Below are 22545 nucleotides of genomic sequence, written 5' to 3' on the forward strand. Positions count from 1 at the left end.
GTCCTATTTGAGTTTCCAAAGCCCTAGCGTGGAACGGTCAAAACCGCAAATGCCAAGCCATTGATGCAAGCAAGACTCAGAGCAATCTCAAACTGTTCTGAATACTTAACAGCGCGAAATTTTCATGCTAAGGCATTCAAAAAATAAAGAACCGAGGCAGGACAGTGAGCAGTTGGGCGAAAGCCTTTGAAGTGGACGGAACGCAGAATTTCCGCCCTTCGCATTCCGAAAGCTTTCAGGAATAGAGACCGTTTACGTCTTGCCTCAGCGATGAGGCGGAAGACACATGGTTGCAGGGGTAGAGCTCCCGATCAATCGGTTTGCGACGGCAGACCAAATGGCGCAAACGATTTTCGGCGATGGTGTGAATATCATTTCCGCTAGTTACACCGGAGATCGGGATTCTTCCGGTATCTACACCAATGGTGATGCCATCGCGCCTGGTGTGACCCCAGGAGACACTGGTGTCTTGTTCTCGACAGGTGACTTGCGCGGATTTACCAACAACAATGCTTCGCAATCGAACCTCAATACCAACACGACAACAGGATCGAGTGGTCCAAATAACAATCCAGACTTTAATGCGGCAGCGGGTGCAAATACGTTCGATGCCTCGTTTCTAGACGTAGATTTTACGGCAACCGGCAACGTCATGACGATGCAGTTTGTCTTTGCATCAGAGGAATTTCCGGAATTTGCCAATGGGGCTTTTCAGGATTTTGTAGGCGTTTGGATCAACGGAACTCAGGTTCCGCTTGGTATTGGCGATGGAGATATCGACCCCAACAACCTGAACGCCGGGTCAAACGCGAACGTTTTCATCGACAACACCGCTGATCAGTTCAACACGGAAATGGACGGTTTCACGCTGACCATGACCTTAACCATTCCCTTGGTTGATGGCGTAAATTCGTTACGCATCGGGATCGCGGATGTTGCGGACAACAACTTTGACTCTACCCTTTTGATCGCTGCGGATAGTGCGCAAACAACCCTTGTTGCGCTGGATGACTCGGCCAATCTGTTTCCAACCGGGTCTCGCACCATTGATCTGTTGGGCAATGATATCAACGGCACGGGTGGCACACTCAGCATTTCCCTGATTAATGGCCAAACGATTCCACCAAGTGGTGACGTCATTCTTCCATCTGGACAAACAGTTCAGGTTAACGGCGACGGAACGATCACGGTTCTTGGCGATGGTGATGTCGAAGAAGTCAACTTCACCTACGAAGTAACAAGCACAACCGGTGACACCGATATCGGCTTTGTCACGCTGAACTCAGTACCTTGTTTCGTCGAAGGCACGCATATTTTGTGTGAACGGGGTGACGTGCCGGTTGAAGACCTGCAACCCGATGATCTGGTACTTACACGTGATGAAGGGTTTCAGCCATTGCGCTGGGTGGGAAGCCGCACGGTTGAAGGCACTGCAAATTTTGCTCCCATCCGCATTGCCGCTGGAACGTTTGGAGATCACAAAGAACTTTGGGTGTCTCCTCTGCATCGGGTGCTGATCCGCGACAGTTTGGCAGAGCTTTTGTTTGGCGACTCTGAGGTTCTTGTGGCGGCCAAGGATTTGGTGAACGACCACAGCGTGCGTCGTAGTGAGATGCCGTCGGTGACCTATTTCCATCTTCTCTTCGACCGGCATCAAGTCATCATTTCCGAAGGGCTCGCGACGGAAAGCTTCCTGCCCGGGCCGCAAATCCATGACAGTTTCGAAGACGAAATTGTACGTGAAATTTGCGACCTATTTCCTGAAATGAACCCAGAAACGACAGATGGTTACAGTGCCGCAGCACGCCGAATGTTGCGCAGTTATGAGGCGCATGTGCTCGCCCAGAAATGGGTCGCCTGACATGGCCTGGCTGGGGTTGCGCGACAAGAGAGGCGGATGGTTTCGCAGCCATGCGGACCGTGCTGAGAGCGAAGATGTGCTGACCTCCAGAGCACGCGCGACCTGGCTCAAGCGTGGGACGATTTTAATCGAGACGCGGTTGTCTGCTCAGGCTCAACCCCAAACCTTGTTCTCGTTCCAACGCACTTGGCCCAAGGTTGGGCGCTTCAGCCTGCAGGCCTTGGCCCATGGCGGGATCGTATTGGTGGATGCGATTGGGGATGACGTGCGCCATGCTACTTTGCCATTTGATGCGAATGGGCGAATTGATGTGATCCGCTTGAGCTATAGCTGGGATGTCGCAACAGGGTTTGCCACCCTTACGCTTGAGCAACCTGAAAGTGAAAACATTGCAAGAGCGCAGATCAAAGACCCGGTCGGTCTATTGGAAGAGGATCTGGACGCGGCCTTTGCCAGTGGACACGCTAGCAATCTGCAGGAAGATGTGCTTTTTGCGGCTGTTTCTAACCGGATTGAACCTGTGGGGCCGATGCCGACGCTGACCTCCCATGTGCCGATCCGGACAAACTGCGGCGAAGTACCGGCCTCGGATATCCGGCGCGGTGATATGGTGATTACTGAGGCGGGCGACACTGTGCCGGTTCTTCAAGTTGTGCGTCGGACTGTGCCGGCGCGAGGCACATTCCGACCTATTCGCCTTCGGGCGCCTTACTTCAATCTTCAGCGTGACATCGTTGTCGCCCCTCAACAGCGTTTGGTCATGAGAGGATCTCAGGTCGAGTATATGTTCGGGAGCGAGGCGGTACTTGTCCCTGCAAGGCATCTTGTGAATGACAGCTCAGCCTTCGTAGCGAACGGCCCGAGCACGGTGACCTATCACCACCTGCTATTGCCTGGTCATCAGGCGGTTCTGGCGAGCGGATGTCCTTTGGAAAGCCTCTATGTCGGACGTATGCGACGTAAGCCAGAGGCCCTTGCAACCAGCATCCTGGCGAGTTTTGATCGCGCGCGCTTGCCAGAGCATTCGAAACCCATTTGGCCAGTCCTCAAGCCGTTTGAAGCGGTAACCCTGGCCACGATGCGCGCAGCGTAAGTCGCTCAGTCAAAAAACGGCGTGACCTGCGCCACGATCACGGCATTTTCGTCCAGGGCCCGCTGCATCAGATCACGTTCTTCATCGTTGATGTCGTGACCTTCTGCTTCCCGTTCTTGCAATGTCCCATAGCCCGACACATCCAGCGGTGCCGTATCGGCCTGTTTAAGGATTGCCACAGTTTCTCGCACAGCCTCTGCCTCATCCACGCCGCTGGCATAGACCACAAGTGCCGCACCGGTCGCTTTTTTGGGCAACCCATCGCCCTCTTTGCGGCCGATCTCAACTAGCAGGGTATAGACCTGTTGGCGGGAGGGTTTCTTTTCAGCCATATTCCTTTCCCTCGGTTTCGATCCATTTGCCCTTTGCATCGGGGCTTTGCCAGAATTCCCGCTCCAACTCATTTCCTTCGGCATGGCGTAAGGTAAATCCCGCCAGCAATGCGGACCGCCAAGGCTCCTCCAATCCGCGAAACCAAGCTTCACCCGGAGACTGAAACCACCGATAGTTCATATAATCCTGCTCGGTTCCGTCCAGTTCAGACACAACCAGCAAAGCATTGCAAAAAATCTGCGCGTGCTGAGAATGATCATCCACGGCATACGCGATGAGCTCGATTGGTTCGCAAGGATACCACGAGTTGTCAGGCTGTTTTTGTAATCGCCAATCATAGCTGTCCCGCAAGTCATGCAAGGCAGCCAAATGTTTGACACCGTCCTTCGGCATGGCCTGGCTGTCGCCATCTGCGATTTCTTTAAGCAAAAGCTCGCCCGAATATTTTCTAATCAGCGCAAGCAGGTCATTGATCACCTGCTCACGCCGTGCATCGAGATCAGTCACGCAAAAGCTCGTTGATGCCGGTCTTTGAGCGGGTGCGTTCATCAACCCGTTTCACAATCACCGCGCAGTAGAGATTGATGTTGTTCTTGGTGGGCATAGAGCCTGCGACCACCACGGAATAGGGCGGGACTTCGCCATACATCACATCGCCGGTTTCCCGGTCGACGATCTTTGTGGATTGACCAATGAACACGCCCATGCCCAGCACAGACCCTTCGCGCACGATACAGCCTTCGACAACCTCCGAGCGGGCGCCGATAAAGCAGTTGTCTTCGATGATTGTAGGACCGGCCTGCATCGGTTCCAGCACGCCGCCGATGCCGACGCCGCCCGAGAGATGCACATTCTTACCGATCTGAGCGCAGCTGCCCACGGTCGCCCAGGTGTCCACCATTGTCCCTTCGTCCACAAAGGCGCCGAGGTTCACAAAAGAAGGCATGAGCACAACGCCGGGGGCGATGTAGGCGGATTTGCGAACGACGCAATTGGGTACCGCACGAAAGCCCGCGGCTTTCCACTGGTTGTCGCCCCAACCTTTGAATTTGCTGTCGACCTTGTCCCACCAGCCGCCGGCCTGTGGCCCGCCGTCTTGCTGTTCCATATCCTTGATACGAAAGCCCAGGAGTACAGCCTTCTTGGCCCACTGGTTCACATACCAGGAATTGTCCGCCTGTTTTTCGGCCACGCGTAAGGTGCCACCATCCAGCGCATTCAGGGTGTCCTCAATGGCCTCGCGGGTTTCGCCGGTGGTTGCGGATGTGATTGTATCACGCGCCTCCCATGCGGTTTCGATCGCGGCTTCGAGTTGGGCGTTGGACATGTGAGCCTCTCTTTCGGAATCATCTGTTCGCGAAGGGCTATAGCGGTCTAACGGGCGCGATGAAACAGATAAGCGTGGCTATGGCCGGGAAAGGGAGCGTGAAACCGGCGCATAAGGCGGGTGTAGCTGTAGCCCAGGTCAGAGGCCTTGGCGCGTCTTTCGCCAGACGTTGCGCAGACCAGGGCAAGGCCTGCGCCAGCCTCTCTTAGAGCATACCCCTTGTACTGCAGCCGCTTTTGCAAATCTTGCCAATCTCGCGCATAGGCAAAATCATCGGCGAGGAGCGCGCGCAAGGGCGCGATGAGCCGCTCATCAGGCCTGATGGCCTTCTTCGCGCGGGTGCGACGAAACAGATCACGCCTTTCACAATTTCTTCGATGTCACAGTTTTCTTCACGCGCAATCTGAGTCAATGCGCGAAAGGTGGTCTGGTCGATATCCAGAGATACAGTGGACATGCCCAGTTCATGGGCGTTTGAGATTAAAGATCTGTAAACGGATCTGGGGCGATGTTCCCTCCGCAGACCAATACGGCCACACGTTCGCCTTTGGCAGGACGATATGCGCCGGACATGAGCGCGGCGAGGGCGGCTGCGCCAGCGGGTTCCACAAGTTGCCGTACTTCTTTCCAAAGTGCGCGCTGAGCCAGAATGATTGCCTCATCCGAAACAAGAACGGCTTCAATGTTCTGTTGTTTGGCAAGATCAAAGCAAATGTCGCCAATGCGCCGAGCGCCCAACGCATTGGCGGCAACGCCAGAGACGTCAACATCCACCGGTTTGCCTGCGATGCGTGCTGCATGCAGAGCGTTGCAGGTTTCCGGCTCAACAGCCACTATCTTGCGCTGCCCATCAAGCCACGCCATCGCCCCGGAGATCAGGCCCCCTCCGCCAACGGCGATGAGAACTGTATCCGCCTCCAGACCTTGCGCCTCCCATTCGGCCATGCAGGTGCCTTGGCCTGCGACAGTGCCAAGCGCATCATAGGCATGGATTTGCATGGCGCCTGTTTCGGCTTCGTAGACCTTGGCGGCATTGAGTGCATTCGCATAAGCACCTTCAACCACATGCAAATCCGCCCCAAGGCTTTCGATCAAGTTGATCTTTGCAGGACCCGCCATTTCCGGCACATATATGCGCGCCTTGTGCCCCAGTTGCGATCCGGCATAAGCCACAGCGGCCCCGTGATTACCACCTGACGCGGCGACAAGCCCGGCTTGGGGCACCTTCTGTGACAGAAGCGTGTTGAATGCGCCGCGGGCTTTGAAACTGCCGGTGTGCTGTAGATGTTCCAGCTTGAGCTCAACTTTGTAGGGAAGGCCAAAGGCATGAACCGTCGCCACAGGCGTGCGTCGGATATGTGGCGCAACACGTGCCTGCGCGCTCGTGATTTCAGCCTGCCAGTTCATGTTCATCTCCCTGTGACGGCGCTTGCCGAGGCTGGCCAAGTCGCGCTCAAGGTTATACGCCTTGTGAAAACGAGCTGAAAGAGACCAATACTATGAAAGATGACCGCCGTAGCCAGTTTCGCGATGCCCATTCGGATCGCTTTACCGCGGAAAATGTTCCGGACACCCCACAAACACGAGCGCCTGCCTATCGTTTGGCATTCGCGGACGAGGATTTCCTGTGTCGTGATGAGTTGCGGCCTGTCCGACTTCAGCTGGAACTGCTCAAGCCGGAAATGATCCTTAATGAGCGTGGGATAGAAAGCACTGTGGTGTTGTTTGGTGGCGCGCGCATTCCAGAGCCGTCCCAAAAAGACAAGGCGCGCACCAAAACGCTCGCCGATTTGTCCAGATTCTACGATGAGGCCCGAGTGTTTGCGCGGCTTATGACGGAAAAGTCGATGCAGAGCTATGGTCGAGAGTATGTCGTGGCTACAGGCGGTGGGCCTGGCGTGATGGAGGCCGGGAACCGAGGCGCGGATGATGCAGGAGGCAATTCAATTGGGCTAAACATCGTGCTGCCGCATGAACAGGCCCCGAATGAGTATGTCACGCCGGGGCTGTGCTTTAACTTTCACTACTTCGCCATTCGCAAGATGCATTTCCTGATGCGCGCAAAGGCGATTTGTTGTTTCCCCGGTGGGTTTGGCACCTTGGACGAGCTCTTCGAGGCGCTGACGCTGATTCAAACGGACCGGATGAATCGCGTTCCATTCTTGATGTTCGGCGAGGAATTCTGGCGCGGCATTATCAATTGGGACGCGCTCTCTGAGGCGGGGACGATTTCGCCAGAAGATCTTGACCTATTCCAGTTTGTTGAAAGTGCCGATGAGGCGGTTTCCATCATTGATGAGTGGTATAAGCCTGTAGACTAAGTCTGCGCGTGCATTCTGAAAAGCGACTGGCTCAGGGCGCGTTATGCGCGATCTGGGAAGAAATCGATTGACTCACTGGTAGCTTGTCCTATTTTTCGAATAGTTCGGAAATGGAAATATTCGAAAAATGATTGGTGGACAAGATCTGCAAACCCTCATTGTTGAGCTTTCGCAACGTATGGCTCAAATCGAAACGCGTTACGCAGACGCGCAAGAACCACCGTTTGCGCCCGCTGAAATGACTATGCTGCGCAGCGTTGTCCGAGAAGGTGCGGTGCGCATGAGCGACTTGGCAGCGTCTGTTAAGCTGCCGCAATCCAGCGCGACCAATGTAGCCGACCGGCTATGTGCGCGTGACTTGGTAGAACGCAAGAGACCCGAAACCAACAGGCGCACAGTCCTGCTAAGCGCGACGCGCAAGGCGAGACGCCTGATAAAAAAATCGAGGCAGAGCAATTGGCGTTGTGCGACGAATTGGTCGCCGGACTGGCGTCGGAGCAGGCAGAGCTGTTGCAAAATTTACTTGGTCAGCTCACCGAAAGTCGCGCGACATCAGAACCGGAGAAACGCAATGACGACTGATAGTTTGTTAAGCTGTACAACCCTCGACATCGAAACGATGCAAAACACTAAAGCGCATCTGCAAGAAAATCCGAACGACGCGAAAGGAAGTTTTTCCAGCACAACGAAATGGTTGGGTGGCGCACAAGCCAAAACGACCGCGCGCAGCTTTACGATAAAAACAGATGAGCCAACACCGTTAGGAGGGAAAGACGAAAACATCGACCCGATGGAGCTTTTGCTTGCAGCGCTTGGGTCGTGTTTGACCATTGGTTGGGTGACGCATGCCAATTTGCGTGGTGTGGATTTTTCCGATCTTGAAATTACGGTGAATGCGCCGTTTGATCTTCGTGGGTATCTGGAAATCGATAAGGACGTACGTCCTGGATTTGGCGAGTTGTCCTATGACATCAAGGTTAAAACGGATGCATCGGACGAACAACTCAACGAGATTCAAATGGCGGCTGAGCTTGGGTCACCGATGTTTGACAACATCAAAAACATGACGCCGGTGTCAGGTTACGTCGCCAAAACCTGAGATGGAGGCGCGCGCTTAGACGCCTTCGAAGTCACACAGCGCGTGCACATCCATGCCCAAGGCTTCCAGTTTGGCGCGGCCGCCCAACTCTGGCAGGTCGATCACAAAGGCGCAGCCGATGATCTCGCCGCCCAAACGTTCAACCAGTTTGATCCCGGCTTCGGCTGTACCTCCTGTGGCCAGTAGGTCATCAACCACAAGGATTTTCTCTCCGGCCATGATGGCGTCGTCATGCACTTCGACTATGGCTTCGCCGTATTCCAGTTGATATTCTTCTGAGATCACAGCGCCTGGCAGTTTGCCTTTCTTGCGGATTGGTACGAAACCAACCGAAAGTTGATGCGCCACAGCACCTCCAAGGATAAAACCCCGCGCTTCCAGCCCAACAACCTTGTCGATTTGCATCCCGGCGTATGGATGCAACAGCTGATCAATGGCCATGCGAAAGCCACGCGGATCGGCAAAAAGCGTTGTCACATCGCGGAACATGATGCCCTCGTGCGGAAAATCCACGATGGTGCGGATGTAGTCCTTGATCGGTTTGGAGTTTGGCATCTCTTGGTTCCCGGTTTCACATTCCACCCTCCGGTTTGGCCGATGCCGGTGGATTTGGCAAGGATTACGAAGGGTTGTGAAATCACCGTTAAAGCAACGTGCTTAGATATGCGGCACTTGCATATGCGTTGTATATACGCTTTGAACGGTTGACAGTCGCGGCACAAAAGGCACGCCAGCATGGCCAAGAAAGATGCTAAATCCAAGGACAACAAAGCCGGTAAGAAGAACAGCCAGTTGATCTTGCGACTGAACAAGGATGAGCGGGATGCCTTCGTGGCTTTGTGCAAAGACAAAGACACGAGTGCCGCGCGGGAAATCCGAGGGTTCATTCGCAGCTACGTGAAAAAGCACGGCTGATTTGGTCACCACAGAGCTGGTTTGTTCACCATAAGCCAAAATACAATCGTCAAGCCGATGAAGGCCGGCCATCCCAAGACGAACCACTTTTTGTAAGCGCTGCTAGCCGCTTCGGGGAGCGGCGTGTCCGTGGAGAGGGCTTCGCGGGCCAGGTCGCGAATGCAGATTTGCAGTCGAACAACCTGAAACCAACAGGCAAAGGCCAGAGCATAGAGCGCATATGTTAGTATGAGCCATGGTTCGCTAAGGCTGTATCCTGTCAGGTAGATCAGCCACAGCCCCGTCAAAGGCTGCAAAATGCCTGCGGGTGTCGTGAAGATCCAATCGGCAACCACGACGCCCGAGGTGACGGAATGAATGGTTTCAACCTTCTTCGTTCGCATGGCCCAGACCATTTGAAAGGCTGTGCCAATGCCTGTTCCGAAAAGGACCGTAGAACTCAGGAAATGTAGCCATTTGGCGATCAGATAGGGATCCATCGCTATCGCTCGTCTTCCAGAATCGCCATGACCGCGATGAGGGCGAGGATGGGCAGGTTCTTGAGCAGGCCACCTAAAGGCAAGAGCCAAAGCACAGAGGCCAAGGCTGTGAAAGCTACCGTGTAAGACAGGACCATCGCGGCCTGGAGACCAGCTATGAGTTTTGGACGCCACCCTCGAAACAGCGCTGCTGCGATCGCCAGATCGACTAACCCTCCGAGGCGGGCCAGGGCAATTAACAGGCCATCTGGGAGAGTGGCGTTTTGGACCAGCGGCAGGAAACTTTCAGATGGCAAGACAAGTCCCAAGACACCGGATACCAGCCAAAGCACTCCCAGTACGACCCTGACCAGAGGGCGGAAGAGGTAGAGCCTTGCATGCCACAGGTCTTGGGTGCCTGCCGGACGTGCGAAGAGGAATTGTGAGAATCCTCGGGGTGCATTTGGGAGGTTCGCGATGGCTTCGCCGGTCTGTGCCACAACACCACTGCTCAGCTGGGCGACGGATGTTGCCGATATTGGTCCCCATCGCATAGCATCACCCAGCCGTCCCATCATGCGCGCCACAGCCATCGGCAAAGGCAGCACAAGTGTTGGGCGCAGACCTAACCACTGGCGCATGGCGGCGATCATATCGCGTTGTGTCACGGTCTCGGGTCCGCCGATCTCGTGTGGTCCTGGACCATGCGAACCGCGAAGCATGTGATCAACGACCAAAGACAGATCACTGGCATGGATCGGATTAAAGGTTTGCATACCGTTTCCGACGACAGGTGTGGCAACAGGCAAAGCCGCAAGGGATCGCGCCAGAGATGAGCCACCATAGGATGTGTCCGCCAATACCAGACCTGCGCGCAGGATCGTCATTCCATGTGCCTCGGCGGCTTGTTCCCCGTCGCGGCGGTAACGGGCAAAAGCGGTGTCTGCCTCGTCTATTCCCACGGCAGAGATGAGGATGCCGCGGACGGTTTTCATCGCAGCGTAAAGAGCATTAGGGGCATCAACATGCACGGCTTTGTAGGTGGTGTCAGAGGCATGCAGCACGCCAGCGGCATTGACCACGTGGGTTACATCCTCAAGCTTGTCGCGCCAATAGTCCTGTGTCTGGGCCTCGGCCGATGTGAGGTCTGCCTTTAGTGTGTTGAACCCCATTCGTTCCAACCGTTCAGGGCGCCGCGCGGAGGCCAGAACATCCCATCCGGCGTCGCGCAGGCCAAAGGCGAGGTGGCGGCCAATGAACCCATCTGCCCCGAGGACAAGGACCTTTCCGCACGCGTCTGTCACGGGGAGCGGCGCAACGTTGCCGTCATCACGCCCATGCCGATCAGAGCCACGCCGCCGCCACGTGTAAGCCAGGTGATCACGCTGCCGCGTCCAATAGTTTGGCGCAGCTTGTCCGCGAGCAAAGCATAGGCCAGCGCATTGATTGCTGCAAGGCCCACGAAGGTGGCAATCAGGATGGTGAACTGTGGCATAAGTGGCTGGTTTACAGACACAAACTGCGGCACGAAGGCGATGAAAAACGCAATGGATTTCGGGTTAAGCGCGGTTACGGCTGCGGCATGCCAAAACACACCGCGTGCTGGTTTCTCATTGGGTGTCAGGGTTTCAAGACCGTTGCTTGGCGCGCTGCGCAAAAGCTTGATCCCAATATATATAAGGTAAATCGCGCCAACCCATTTGAGAATGGTGAACAGCGTGGCGGAGGCCAGCACCAGGGCCCCTAATCCTGCCAGTGATGCGGACATGGCCACAAGGTCCCCCAAGGCCACACCTGTTGCACTGGCCACGGCAACGCGGCGGCCCTGGCTCAGCGCGTAAGAGAGGACCAGAAGGACGGTTGGTCCTGGAACGAGCAGTAGCGCAGTTGAGGCGGCCACGAAGGTCAGCCAGAGATCGAGTGGCATCTATGCGTCCTCCCTTGGACAAAGTACGCGGCCCGCCACGGCATCCAGCTTGGCTGTGAGCGCAGGATCACGCGCCTCAGGTGTCGTCAGGATGGCGTATTCCAGCGCCCGGTCACAGCCGTGTGGGCAAGGCGCGCGCTCCGGTCCAAGTAGGTCGGGCAGACGCGAGACCATAGTGCGGGCTTTGTCGGCATTGCCCATGAGCGTGGCGATGATTTGCGTGACGTCTACTTCACCGTGGTCAGGATGCCAGCTGTCGTAGTCGGTGATCATGGCAACGGAGGCGTAACAGAGCTCGGCCTCGCGGGCGAGTTTGGCTTCGGGCATGTTGGTCATGCCAATGACATCACAGCCCCAGCTTTCACGGTACATTTTTGACTCCGCCAACGTCGAGAATTGCGGACCTTCCATGGCCAGGTAAGTGCCGCCGCGATGAACCGTGATCCCGGTCTCGCGCGCGGCGGTTTCACAGGCCTCTCCAAGGCGTGGACAGGTTGGATGCGCGACGCTGACATGCGCGACGAGGCCTGTGCCGAAAAATGATTTTTCTCGTGCAAACGTTCGGTCAATAAATTGATCTACAACAACAAAATCGCCGGGCGCCATTTCTTCGCAAAATGAGCCACAGGCCGAAACGCTGATCACATCTGTCACGCCCAGCCGTTTGAGCGCATCTATGTTGGCACGATAAGGAACGGTGCTGGGAGAGTGCACATGCCCGCGACCATGGCGGGGCAAGAAGACCATTTTGACGCCGTTCAACATGCCGGTCAGGAATTGATCAGATGGAACGCCCCATGGGCTGTCGACACTAACCCAATCAGCGCCTTCAAGCCCGTCAATGTCATAAACGCCTGAGCCGCCGATCACGGCGATACAGGTTTGTGGCATGTGCTGTCCTCCGCTGCTTGCCGTCACACAAACGCGGCAAGTTGCGGAGATCAAGTCTTAAATCGGCAAGGTGGCCTTAGGCAGCGGCACCCAGCGTGCAGATTTCACGTCCGCCGATGAGTGAGGTCACGACTGTGCCTTCATCGGTGTTGCGGATGTCGTAGCCATAGCCTTGCAGCCGGAATTTCCATTCGCGCTCGGACAAGGCAAGCTCGCGCTCGCGCATGACGAAGTCGCGGATCTCTGTCGGATTGGTCGGCATTGTTTTGTTACCCCTAACATTCAATGATGATTCCATGGATAAGCATGGGATGTGGCAACAATCGTGCTGAAATGGGGCGGGGTTGGACTGTTTTCGCGGCATGTGACGGTGCGGGATAAAGCACTTCGCGTGCGAAATGGTTAAAGCCTTTGTTTCATGGGGATTTCGACATCGGTAATACGTCGGTATCACGTCGGTATTGCATAGGTGCAACGTCGATAAGTGGTGTTGGTTAACAAGCCGGGCGCGTCGCAACACCCAAGATGTCGAATGTGTTAGCAGGTGCTTTACACACCTCGTCCGACTTACATCTCAATACATTGCTCGCGGCAGGGTACAGGATTGGTACTCAGGATTTTGCCAGTGGCGGGCCACATCGATCTGGGCAGCCATTTTCAGGTCACAAGGACTAAGACCAAATTCAACGAGTCAGGTTTTGCGCAAAAAGCTTTTACAGCGATGTAGAACCGGGTTGAACAATCATCAGCTTGCTTCCTCTGAGCCAAATGTCGGTGTCACACCCTTGGGAGGAGTATTTTGGATATAGCGGCCGATTTTTTCGAGTAATGGTTTGCGTGGGCAGTTTGGGCGCGAGGCGGCGCCAAGGTTGCGTAGGTTACCTGGGCCTTCAAACGGCACAAAACTCATTGGCCATAGGTCTTTCTTGAACTGTTCAGCCGCCAATGCCGAGACAATGGTGCAATCGTCTGAATGGCATACATGCCGGCATACGGTTTCAAATCTTAGGGCAGAGAGATCAAAACGTTTGCCAATTCGGCTGCTGCTGTCCGGTGAGGGAAGTCTTGCCTCCAACTCATAGCCGAAGGAATAAGGCAGCCGAATGAAATCGTGTGTCGGCACGTCTTCGGGCGTGATCGATGACAAAGTGCTTAGTGGGTGCTCTTCGCGCATTGCCAGGTAAAGCGGCTCAGACCAAATTGATGTAAAATCCAGATCGCCTTTGTGATTAGACTTTGCCACCAAAGCGGTGTCCAGTTTGTGATCTTCCACCATCTGCAACATGTTGTGCGGCAGATCTTCGATCATGATAACTTTCATGCTCGGGAAAAGAGCCTTGAACAAATCTGCGAAGTACTGCGTGAGATATGGCGCCAATGTCGGGGTCATCCCAATTTTGAATGGAATGGCCTCGGGGTCTCTAAACTGCGTTGCTGTGTCCTTAATCCTCTGCGCGTCATCCAGCACGCGCTCTGCGATTTCCGCGACACGCTGTCCGCAATCAGTAAGCCGTACTTCGCCACTGAGCCGCAAAAACAGGTCTGCACCGAGCTCTTGCTCCAGTTTTTTGATCTGATTGGACAGAGCGGGTTGCGAAACGTTGCACACTGCCGCTGCCTGGCTGAAGTTGCCGTGTTTTGCAACAGCAACGACATATTCCAAGTCTCTTAGATTCATAAGATCAGTTCGCGATTCAATGTTCGATAATTTCGAGGCAGCGGTTCGTTCTAGCCGGATTGTCGCACGCGGTGTCACACAAAATACACGCTATACACGCCGAAAACGCAATCACGTTTGCTGACGGTTTTGTCAAAACATGGCATTGAATAAACCGCGAAGTGTGATCGATGAAATCTAAGAATTTGTTTTAATTCATTTTTTTGAACGCCTTTTCACGAACGCCGTGAGTATTCGCGTTGGTTATAGGACCAATTCGGAACATGAATTTCTGCTGACCAGGCCGGCTGCATAGACCTTTGCTCGTACGAACCCCCGTTGCGAGGGGCGACTGCATGTCAAAGCAAGAATGATGGAGTAACCCATGCTTTTCCAACTTCTATCCAGCCTGCGCGCACGTCTTTTGACGTCGTCGTCGTTGGCGCAAGAGACGACCCGCGACGGTCAGACCTTGTTTAACAACTTCTTCCAAAGCACGGTTGTGGATGACACGCCCGCGTTTGTTTTGGCGAACGACTTTTCGCGTTTGCTGAACTTTGGTGAGATCACAACCAACAACGCTGTGGCGGCCGTTCTGGCTGAAGGTGAGGATGCTGATATCTTCAACTTCCGCTCCGGCAGCATCGAAGCGAACAACGGCGCAGATGTCTTGACGGCCACAGGCGTCCAAGTGACCGGAAGCGCGGACATCCGCAACTTTGGTGAAATCGCTGGTGAGTTTAACGGTGTTCAGTTCGCTGGTGCACAAAGCTCCGGCAGCCTCGATAACTTCCGTGGCGGCGTCATTTCTTCCGACAGCCGCGCCGTTGACATCCAAGGCGAAGGCATTGACGTCCGTAACTTCGGCGACATCGTCGGAACTGGCGATCAGCGCAACGGTACGATCTACACCAACAGCACTGCCGAAGACATCACCATTTCGAACTTCTCGGGCGGCACAATCGACGCCGGTGAAGACAACCAGGGCGCGGGTATCTCGCTCCAGGTTGGTGATGAAGTTGGTGACGTGGTCGAAACGGATATTTTCAACGGTGTGGGTGGCGTCATTCAGGGCCGCGGTCAGGCCGCGTCCAACACAACGCTCGCCGGTGACGGCATCCGGATTGACGATGGCGCAGAAGGCGCGATCCTCGACACCGAGATTGTCAACGCTGGTCTGATCTCTTCCGAGAGCGAACAAGGCACAGCCGGTGGTATCCGCATCGCGGATGGGGCCAATGCGGAAGGCGAGATCCTCAACACGTCCACAGGTGTGATCGAGGGTGCTGCTAACGGTCTTTACATCGGTCAGGGCGAACATGACATCGACGTGCTGAACTTCGGCACAATCCAATCCGACAGCCGCGCGGTTAACATCGACGGCACAGGCGTAAACCTGGTCAACGGTGGTGACATCCTTGGCACAGACGATCAGCGCAACGGCACAGTATACGCCGATGGCACAGCTGACGATTTCGAAGTCAACAACCTGGCCACTGGCACAATCGACGCCGGCGAAGGAAACCAGGGCTCAGGCTTTGGTGTTGAAATCGGTGGTGCGGAAGATGGGGCGAATTCGTTCACCCTAGATAACGCAGGCACCATTCAAGGCCGTGGCAATGCCGCAGCTGGCACCAATGCCGCTGGCGACGGTGTGCGTATCGGTAACGTTGGCAATGTTGGAACAACCGACGCTGTGATCAACAACACAGGCACCATCGACTCCGAAGGGGCCAACGGCACGGTTGCCGGTGTTCGCTTTGTAAACGGTGTGTCCTTCCAAGGTGAGTTCAACAACTCCGGCGATATCTCCGGTGTTCAGAACGGTGTTTATTTTGGTAACCCAGTGGCTGGCGAAGGCGCAGATCACACTGGTGGTGTGTTCAACAACCTCGAAGGCGGAACCATTTCGTCTGACAGCCGTGCGTTCAACATTGATGGCATTGGCCTTGAAGTGAACAACGCAGGTGACATCATCGGCACAGCCAGCCAGCGCAACGGCACTGTCTATGCGGATGGCACAGCCCAGGACTTCACCTTCAACAACCAAGAAACCGGTGTCATCGACGCAGGTGAAGGCAATGAAGGGTCTGGCTTTGGTGCCGAGATTGACGGTGAGAACACCTTCGAGCTTAACAACGAAGGTACAATCCAGGGTCGCGGCAACGCTGCTGCTGGTGTCAACGCTGCAGGCGACGGCATCCGGATTGGGAACGTCGGCAACTCCGGCACGTTTGACGGAACGATCGTCAACTCTGGTCTGGTGGCCTCTGAAGGTGCCAATGGCACAGTCGGTGCGTTCCGGTCCGTCAACAACATCAACTTCCAAGGTGAGCTGATCAACGAAGAAGGTGGTGTGTTTGAGGGTGGCCAGAATGGCGTCTACTTCGGCACTGGTGATCACACAGGCGGTTCGTTTGTAAACCGTGGCACTGTGACCTCCGACAGCCGCGCGCTCAACATCGACGGCGAAGGTCTCGAAGTTGTCAACGAAGGCGACATCCTCGGCACCGGCAACCAGCGCAACGGCACTGTCTATGCTGATGGTACTGCTGACAACTACTCCTTCACCAACTCCGGCACGGTTGATGCTGGCCTTGGCAACAACGGATCTGCTGTTTCGCTGCAAACAGGTGATGAAGCGGGTGACGTTGTCTCGGCTGTGATCGTCAACGAAGAAGGCGGTGTCTTCCAAGGTCGCGGCGACGCGGTTGAAGGAAATCAGATTGGTGACGGCCTGCGTCTCTTCACAAGCCAGGAAGATGCGTCTTTCGCAGGTGTTGTGATCAACGAAGGCGTGATCTCCGGCTCTGAAGATTCTGATGCCGCTGCTGGTATCCGGGTGGACGGTGGTCTGAACCTTGTTGGTGCCATCCTCAATGAGGGTGAAATCAACGGCGCAGTCAACGCAATCGATGCATCAGACGCTGGTTCAGTGACAATCGTCAACGACGATGAGGGTGTAATCAACGGCAACGTTCTGCTGAGCGACGGCGAAGACATCTTTGTCGATCTGGGCACAACAAACGGCGACATCGTCGGCGGCGCAGGTGATGACGTTGTCATCGCAGGTGATGCAGACAATGTGATCACCGGCGGTCTGGGCAATGACTTCATCGACGGTGGTGATGGCTTTGACACAGCAGACTTCTCTGATCTGGACGTTGCTGTCACAGTTGAACTGGACGAAAACGGCAATGGTACAGCCACACGTGACGTAGGCTTCAATGTCTCTGTCGTGAATGCGGTTGTCGCCAACCCGGCTCAGTTCGGCTCAGCGATTGCTGATGGCGCAGCCTTTGTGGACCAAGCGGTACTGGGCAACCTGTACTACAACATCCACACGGCTGACTTCCCGGGCGGTGAAATCCGCGGTCAGTTGCTTGTTGATAGCGATGAGACGGTTGGCAATATCCGCACCATCGAACTCAGCGGCGGTCTGGATGCAAGCCAGGAACCTGGTCCAACATCCGACAGCGAAGCCACGGGCGACGCGACAGTGGTGATCACTCAGAACCTGGAAACAGGGGAAGTGACCTACTCAAGCGAGCTGAGCGTTGTTGGCCTCAACGAAGCTGACCTTCTGACCCCGATCCCGGGTGTTGTTTCAGCCATCCACCTGCACAATGCACCTGCCGGTCAAAACGGCCCGGTTGTACAGGACACATTGTTGGATGCCGGTGCAACTCTGGACGTCAATGCCACAGGTGGCACCGGCGTGATCGGCGAAGACGTGATCGACAACCAGATCGAAGTTGATGTTCTGTCCTCAATCGAGGCGGTCATTGGCACCGACGATGGTGACGTGATCATCGGAGTGGAAGACGCCCCAGTTGTGGCTGACTTCTCGGACCTGGACGTTGCAGTGACCGTCAGTGTTGACGAGAACGGCAATGGCACCGCAACCCGCGACACCGGCTTCACCGTTGTTGTTGAGGATGCTGTGATCGACAGCCCCGGTCAGTTTGGTTCGGCGATCGCCAATGGAGCGCAGTTTGTGGAACAAGCGGTTGCTGGCAACCTCTACTACAACATCCACACAGCTGACTTCCCGGGTGGTGAAATCCGTGGCCAACTGTCTGTGGTTAGCGATACAGGCCGAGGACATGACCGTGTCATCGAACTTGCTGGGTCGTTGGATGCAAGCCAGGAACCTGGTCCAACATCCGATAGCGAAGCCACAGGTGAAGCAACGGTGACGATCTCGTTCGACGAGGAAGGCAATGTTCTCTACTCAAGCGAGCTGAGTGTTGTTGGCCTCAACGAAGCTGACCTTCTGACCCCGATCCCGGGTGTTGTTTCAGCCATCCACTTGCACAATGCACCTGCCGGTCAAAACGGCCCGGTTGTGCAGGACACATTGGTGGATGCTGGCGCAACTCTGGACGTCAATGCCACAGGTGGCACTGGCGTGATAGGCGAAGACGTGATCGACAACCAGATCGAAGTCATCGAGCTTATCGGTGTTGATCAGGTGATCGGATCGGGCGATGCAGACACAATCGTACTGGACCAGTTCGATGGTGTAACTGTTGACCTTGACCTGAGCGGTCCTGCGCCAAACCCGGCTGCTGTTGGCGGTGAAGGCCCACAAGATGGTGCCATCATCCAAGACGGTGAAATCCTGATCGAGTTCGATGATTTCGAAAACGTGACGGGTTCGGATGGCAATGACCTGATCCTGGGCAACAACGAGATCAACGTTCTCGAAGGCGGCGATGGCAATGATGCGATCCATTCCTTCGGAGGCGCGGATATCATCGACGGCGGCGAGGGCACAGATACAGCGCTCTTCACAGCTGGTGGCGGTGTTGTTCTTGATCTCGATGAAGAGGGCAACGGTGTTGCTACTCTGAACGCTCCTGAAGGTGCGACGCTCGACAGCGTGTTCAACTTTGAGAACATCAATGGCTCGAACAACGCAGGCAGCGCCAACGGTGGTGCGGACATTCTGTCCGGCAACTCCGGTGCGAACACTCTGAACGGCCAAGCTGGTGACGATGTTCTCAACGGTGAAGGCGGCGACGATGTTCTGATCGGTGGCGCAGGTGCAGACACCTTCATCTTCGAAGGAGCCTTTGGCAACGACATCATCCAGGACTTCGAAGCCGGTGTCGACTCGCTTCAGTTTGGCGACTTTGGTTCGGCCTTTGGCCTCAGTGCAGGCCCAAGCGTCAGCGTCAGCCAAGACGGGGACGATGCCCTCATCAGCTTCGGCGACCAAGGTTCGGTGCGTCTGGCGGGTGTCAGCAGCTCCGATCTGAACGACGACGACTTCGTAGCTTAACGCAAAACAGGAGGGCGGCTTTGCGTCGCCCTCCTCAACTCATGAAAGGCATTCCCATGTTTAAGAAACCTAGCCCCGTCAAACGTGCTTGGTCCTCGCTTCGCAAAGGGTTCCTCGCCGTTGCCTTCTTCAGCCTCTTTCTCAACCTTCTTATGCTCGCCGGCCCCCTTTACATGCTTCAGGTCTATGATCGGGTTCTCACCAGCCAGAATATGGAAACACTGGTGGCTCTGACATTGCTTCTGGGTGGCGTTTTTGTTGTTACCGCATGCCTCGACCTCATGCGGATGCGTATCCTCAACCGCCTCGCCGCGAAATTTGAGCTCAATGTTGGCGCCCCCGTGCTGAGTGCCGCGATGCGCCGCCGGGTAGAAGGGCGTAGCGCCCCCGGTGAAAATCTCGTGGATGACATCAATGGCTTCCGCGAGTTTATTTCAGGCACAACCCTGACCGCATTCTTCGATGCGCCCTGGATCCCGATCTATCTGCTGGTGCTTTATGTTCTGCACCCTTTCCTGAGTCTGCTCGGGTTGGCCGGTGCTGTTGTTCTGACCATCATGGCTTTGATCAACAACTCACGTGCACGTGCACCGATGCAATTGGCTTCGGAAGCTCGCAGCCGTTCTGATGCGCTCTTCCAAACCAGTGATCGTAACGCCGAAGTGGTCCATGCCCTTGGAATGAAAGGTGACCTCTCTCGCCGTTGGTCCGACCTTCAGCGCGAGGCGCATGTCCACAAGACCCAAACGTCTGATCGGATAGCAGGTTTCTCTGTGCTCTCCAAAACCATCCGGATGGGCCTTCAGTCCGCCATTCTCGGCTTCGGTGCCGCTCTGGCAATCACTGGTGAAACCACCGCAGGCGTAATGATTGCCGCCACCATCGTTCTGGCGCGTGCGCTGGCCCCGATTGACCAGTTGATCGGTCAATGGCGCACATTTCTTGCCGCGCGCGGGTCTTACAAAAAAATCAAAGATCTGACCGTGGAGTTCCAGGAAGAAGAACAGCGTCTGCGCCTGCCACGCGCGTATCAGTCCATGGCCGTAAAAATTGGTCAGGCCGGTCCACCGTTCGCTGTCAATGCGTCTTTGCGTGGAATCGACTTTGAACTTCACGCAGGAGACGTTCTGGCGATTATTGGTCAAAGCGGATCAGGCAAAACCACTTTGGGCAAGATGCTCTCGGGAATTTGGGCACCTCAACGTGGTGAGGTCCTTCTTGACGGCAGTCCGATGTCTAAATGGAACGAGCAGGACCTCGGCCAGATGATCGGCTACCTGCCGCAGGATGTTGAATTGTTCGACGGCACCATCCGCGAGAACATTGGACGGTTTTCGACCGAGATCGACGATACCGAAGTTCTGCGCGCGGCGCGTGAGGCCGGGGTGCACGAGTTGATCTCATCTTTGCCTGATGGCTACGAGACATTGATCGGTGAGGGGTTTTTCCTCTCTGGCGGTCAACGTCAAAGACTGGCTCTGGCGCGTGCGCTTTATGGCGATCCCTTCTTGCTGGTGCTCGATGAGCCCAACTCGGATCTCGATGCCGAAGGCGAAGCTGCTCTGAGACAGGCGCTCCAAGCTGCACAGTCTCGTGGTGCCATATCAATCGTGATGACCCACCGCCCGGCCACGCTTCAGGCGGTCAACAAGGTGCTGGTCATGCGTCAGGGCACACAAACTCAGTTCGGCGACAAGGACGACGTGCTCCAGATGAACCGTCAGAATGTCCTTGCGACACCGCCGAAGAAAGCAATCACACAGGCTCCTGCTGAACAGGCGGCCTCTGAAACCGAAACTTCTGTGAAGGAAGCAATCCAATGACACAGCTTGTCCCGCATTCACAGGCGCGGTCTCTCGCGCATCTTGATCACACGCATTCCTTACCGAACACTCAATATGAGCCAAGGATTGGCCGCTATGTCACATTTGGCATGTTCGTCTTGTTGGCTTTTGTCGGCGGTGCCCTTTACTGGTCTTTTGCCTCAAAGCTCGATGGTGCAGTTGTCGCTCCGGCCTCTTTTGTGGTCGAAGGCAATCGCAAAACGGTCGAACATATCGATGGCGGCACCATTCGGGCCATTCTGATCTCTGACGGTGAGTTTGTAGAACAGGGTCAGCCTCTGATCCGCCTCGACAGCACCGATATTGACGTCGATATGAATGTGCTCGGCAGCCAACTTGGAGAATTGAGCGTCCGCCGCGCGCGCCTTCTGGCACAGATCAATGGACGAGACGCTTTTGTCGAGGCGGATGCCATGGCGCAATTGCAGCCCGAGGTGAATCGTTTGCACTGGTATTCGGCATTTTTGACGCAAAAGCAGCTGTTTGACACCGAAGCTCGTGCGCGTCGAACCGAGATGGAGATCGCGTCGCAACGTATTCTGAGTCTTAAAGACCAGGTCAGTGGGCTCGAAGAACAGCGCGACTCCACCCGCAGGCAACTTGAGATCACCAAAGAAGAGCTTGCTGGCCTGCAGCAGCTTTATGATCAGGGTCTTGTCACCGTTCCCCGTATCAGTGCACGTCGCGTTGAGGTGGAGCGGCTAGCCGGGGTTGATGCGTCGCTGCGCACTCAGATCGCACAGGCAGAAAACCAGGCGCGGGAGTTGGAGCTGACCCGCGTCAGCGCGCAGAAACTGCGCGACGAAGCGATTGCCAATGAACTGGCCGCGGTTGAAGCACAGCTTGCACTGGTCACGCCGCAATTTGCCGGTGCTGCAGAACGCCGTAAACGCATCGAGATCCTCGCGCCATCCAGTGGCCGGGTGGTGAATCTTGAAGTCTCTACAACCGGCGGCGTGATCCGCCCGGGTGAACCTATTCTTGACATTGTGCCTGCAGATCAAGAGCTTATCGTCGAGGCGCGCGTCAAAACCGCGGATATCGACAAACTTCAAATCGGTCAGCAAACACGAATTCGTCTGTCTGCGTTTGCGCAGGCGGATGTGCCCGAAGCTACTGGCCAGATTTTCGACATCTCGGCGGATGCGCTGGAGGATGACCGCACAGGCGAGGAGTTTTACATGGCACGTGTGAAACTTGATGCGGATCAGCCCACGCAAGTTGCCGAGTTGGACCTGCTACCGGGCATGCCGGCGGATCTGTTTGTCCGTACCGGCGAGAGAACGGCCTTTTCATACCTGGCGCAACCCATCAGTGACCGCCTTGCAAGGACGTTTATCGAGTAGGCGGGCTGGGCGAGAGCCCTGCCTATGCGTAGTAGGTGCGTTCGTGGGCCGAGGGTAACCTCGGCCCACGGGCTTTTTTGCGTTGTTTGCATTGGGTGAGACTAGGCATACTGAGAGTTGAGGCATTTCGCGCAACGCCTGAGCTTTCGCTTGGCCGGACCCAAGGCGGGCGCAAGCCTGGCGTAT

General features: G+C 55.6%; 20 protein-coding genes. 8 read left to right on the forward strand and 12 right to left on the reverse strand.

Annotated elements, in window-relative coordinates; all coding sequences use genetic code 11:
• Positions 1-286 precede the first annotated feature (286 nt).
• Together RZS32_RS09765 and RZS32_RS09770 are read left to right on the forward strand one after the other, a co-directional pair.
• On the forward strand, positions 287-1861 hold the full coding sequence (locus RZS32_RS09765; RefSeq protein ID WP_317056792.1) for a Hint domain-containing protein: 1575 nt from the start codon (positions 287-289) through the stop codon (positions 1859-1861).
• A gap of 1 nt (position 1862) precedes the next feature.
• Positions 1863-2954, forward strand: coding sequence for a Hint domain-containing protein (locus tag RZS32_RS09770; protein WP_317056793.1), 1092 nt, complete (start codon positions 1863-1865; stop codon positions 2952-2954).
• A gap of 5 nt (positions 2955-2959) precedes the next feature.
• Here RZS32_RS09770 and RZS32_RS09775 read toward each other — a convergent pair whose 3' ends face one another.
• The 5 genes from RZS32_RS09775 to RZS32_RS09795 form a co-directional block, all read right to left on the reverse strand.
• Positions 2960-3286 (reverse strand): hypothetical protein, encoded by a 327-nt coding sequence (locus tag RZS32_RS09775; protein ID WP_317056794.1) that lies wholly within the window; start codon positions 3284-3286, stop codon positions 2960-2962.
• The gene (locus RZS32_RS09780; protein WP_317056795.1) at positions 3279-3794 is read right to left on the reverse strand and encodes a hypothetical protein; all 516 of its coding nucleotides are present in this window, start codon (positions 3792-3794) and stop codon (positions 3279-3281) included. The genes RZS32_RS09775 and RZS32_RS09780 overlap by 8 nt, the downstream gene beginning before the upstream one ends.
• Positions 3787-4614 carry a 2,3,4,5-tetrahydropyridine-2,6-dicarboxylate N-succinyltransferase gene (dapD, locus tag RZS32_RS09785; protein WP_317056796.1) on the reverse strand — a complete coding sequence of 276 codons (828 nt, stop codon included), beginning with the start codon at positions 4612-4614 and terminating at the stop codon, positions 3787-3789. Before dapD ends, RZS32_RS09780 begins: the two co-directional genes overlap by 8 nt.
• A gap of 47 nt (positions 4615-4661) precedes the next feature.
• Complete coding sequence (locus RZS32_RS09790) at positions 4662-4907, reverse strand: hypothetical protein (RefSeq protein WP_317056797.1); 246 nt, start codon at positions 4905-4907, stop codon at positions 4662-4664.
• A gap of 187 nt (positions 4908-5094) precedes the next feature.
• A complete protein-coding gene (locus RZS32_RS09795; protein ID WP_317056798.1) occupies positions 5095-6021 on the reverse strand; it encodes a threonine/serine dehydratase in 927 nt (308 codons plus the stop codon).
• 92 nt (positions 6022-6113) lie between these two features.
• Here RZS32_RS09795 and RZS32_RS09800 point away from each other — a divergent pair, with 92 nt between their 5' ends.
• Both RZS32_RS09800 and RZS32_RS09805 read left to right on the forward strand, forming a co-directional pair.
• Complete coding sequence (locus RZS32_RS09800; protein ID WP_317056799.1) at positions 6114-6935, forward strand: LOG family protein; 822 nt, start codon at positions 6114-6116, stop codon at positions 6933-6935.
• Between the two features lie 238 nt (positions 6936-7173).
• Complete coding sequence (locus RZS32_RS09805) at positions 7174-8034, forward strand: OsmC family protein (RefSeq protein ID WP_317057889.1); 861 nt, start codon at positions 7174-7176, stop codon at positions 8032-8034.
• Positions 8035-8049: 15 nt separating this feature from the next.
• On the opposite strand, the gene RZS32_RS09810 is transcribed toward RZS32_RS09805, so the two are convergent.
• Entirely contained in the window at positions 8050-8589 is a 540-nt protein-coding gene (locus RZS32_RS09810; RefSeq protein ID WP_317056800.1) for an adenine phosphoribosyltransferase, read from the reverse strand.
• 180 nt (positions 8590-8769) lie between these two features.
• Between RZS32_RS09810 and RZS32_RS09815 the strand changes: the two genes are divergently transcribed.
• Positions 8770-8949 (forward strand): hypothetical protein, encoded by a 180-nt coding sequence (locus tag RZS32_RS09815; RefSeq protein ID WP_317056801.1) that lies wholly within the window; start codon positions 8770-8772, stop codon positions 8947-8949.
• A 5-nt stretch (positions 8950-8954) separates the two neighbouring features.
• On the opposite strand, the gene RZS32_RS09820 is transcribed toward RZS32_RS09815, so the two are convergent.
• The 6 genes from RZS32_RS09820 to RZS32_RS09845 all read right to left on the reverse strand — a co-directional run bounded on the left by RZS32_RS09820 (position 8955) and on the right by RZS32_RS09845 (position 13903).
• Entirely contained in the window at positions 8955-9428 is a 474-nt protein-coding gene (locus tag RZS32_RS09820; RefSeq protein WP_317056802.1) for a DUF2269 family protein, read from the reverse strand.
• A 2-nt stretch (positions 9429-9430) separates the two neighbouring features.
• The gene (locus RZS32_RS09825) at positions 9431-10711 is read right to left on the reverse strand and encodes a DoxX-like family protein (protein WP_317056803.1); all 1281 of its coding nucleotides are present in this window, start codon (positions 10709-10711) and stop codon (positions 9431-9433) included.
• Entirely contained in the window at positions 10708-11334 is a 627-nt protein-coding gene (locus RZS32_RS09830; RefSeq protein WP_317056804.1) for a LysE family translocator, read from the reverse strand. Before RZS32_RS09830 ends, RZS32_RS09825 begins: the two co-directional genes overlap by 4 nt.
• A complete protein-coding gene (locus RZS32_RS09835) occupies positions 11335-12225 on the reverse strand; it encodes an S-methyl-5'-thioadenosine phosphorylase (protein ID WP_317056805.1) in 891 nt (296 codons plus the stop codon).
• Positions 12226-12301: 76 nt separating this feature from the next.
• Complete coding sequence (locus RZS32_RS09840; protein ID WP_317056806.1) at positions 12302-12487, reverse strand: hypothetical protein; 186 nt, start codon at positions 12485-12487, stop codon at positions 12302-12304.
• Positions 12488-12970: 483 nt separating this feature from the next.
• Positions 12971-13903, reverse strand: coding sequence for a LysR family transcriptional regulator (locus tag RZS32_RS09845; protein WP_317056807.1), 933 nt, complete (start codon positions 13901-13903; stop codon positions 12971-12973).
• A gap of 364 nt (positions 13904-14267) precedes the next feature.
• Here RZS32_RS09845 and RZS32_RS09850 point away from each other — a divergent pair, with 364 nt between their 5' ends.
• The 3 genes from RZS32_RS09850 to RZS32_RS09860 are packed head-to-tail and all read left to right on the forward strand — an operon-like array spanning position 14268 to position 22359.
• Positions 14268-19169: a beta strand repeat-containing protein gene (locus tag RZS32_RS09850; RefSeq protein WP_317056808.1), complete on the forward strand. Its 4902-nt coding sequence runs from the start codon at positions 14268-14270 to the stop codon at positions 19167-19169.
• A gap of 56 nt (positions 19170-19225) precedes the next feature.
• Complete coding sequence (locus RZS32_RS09855) at positions 19226-20992, forward strand: type I secretion system permease/ATPase (protein WP_317056809.1); 1767 nt, start codon at positions 19226-19228, stop codon at positions 20990-20992.
• A complete protein-coding gene (locus RZS32_RS09860) occupies positions 20989-22359 on the forward strand; it encodes an HlyD family type I secretion periplasmic adaptor subunit (RefSeq protein ID WP_317056810.1) in 1371 nt (456 codons plus the stop codon). The genes RZS32_RS09855 and RZS32_RS09860 overlap by 4 nt, the downstream gene beginning before the upstream one ends.
• Positions 22360-22545 lie beyond the last annotated feature (186 nt).

The organism is Roseovarius sp. W115 (genome assembly GCF_032842945.2).
Classification (GTDB): domain Bacteria; phylum Pseudomonadota; class Alphaproteobacteria; order Rhodobacterales; family Rhodobacteraceae; genus Roseovarius; species Roseovarius rhodophyticola.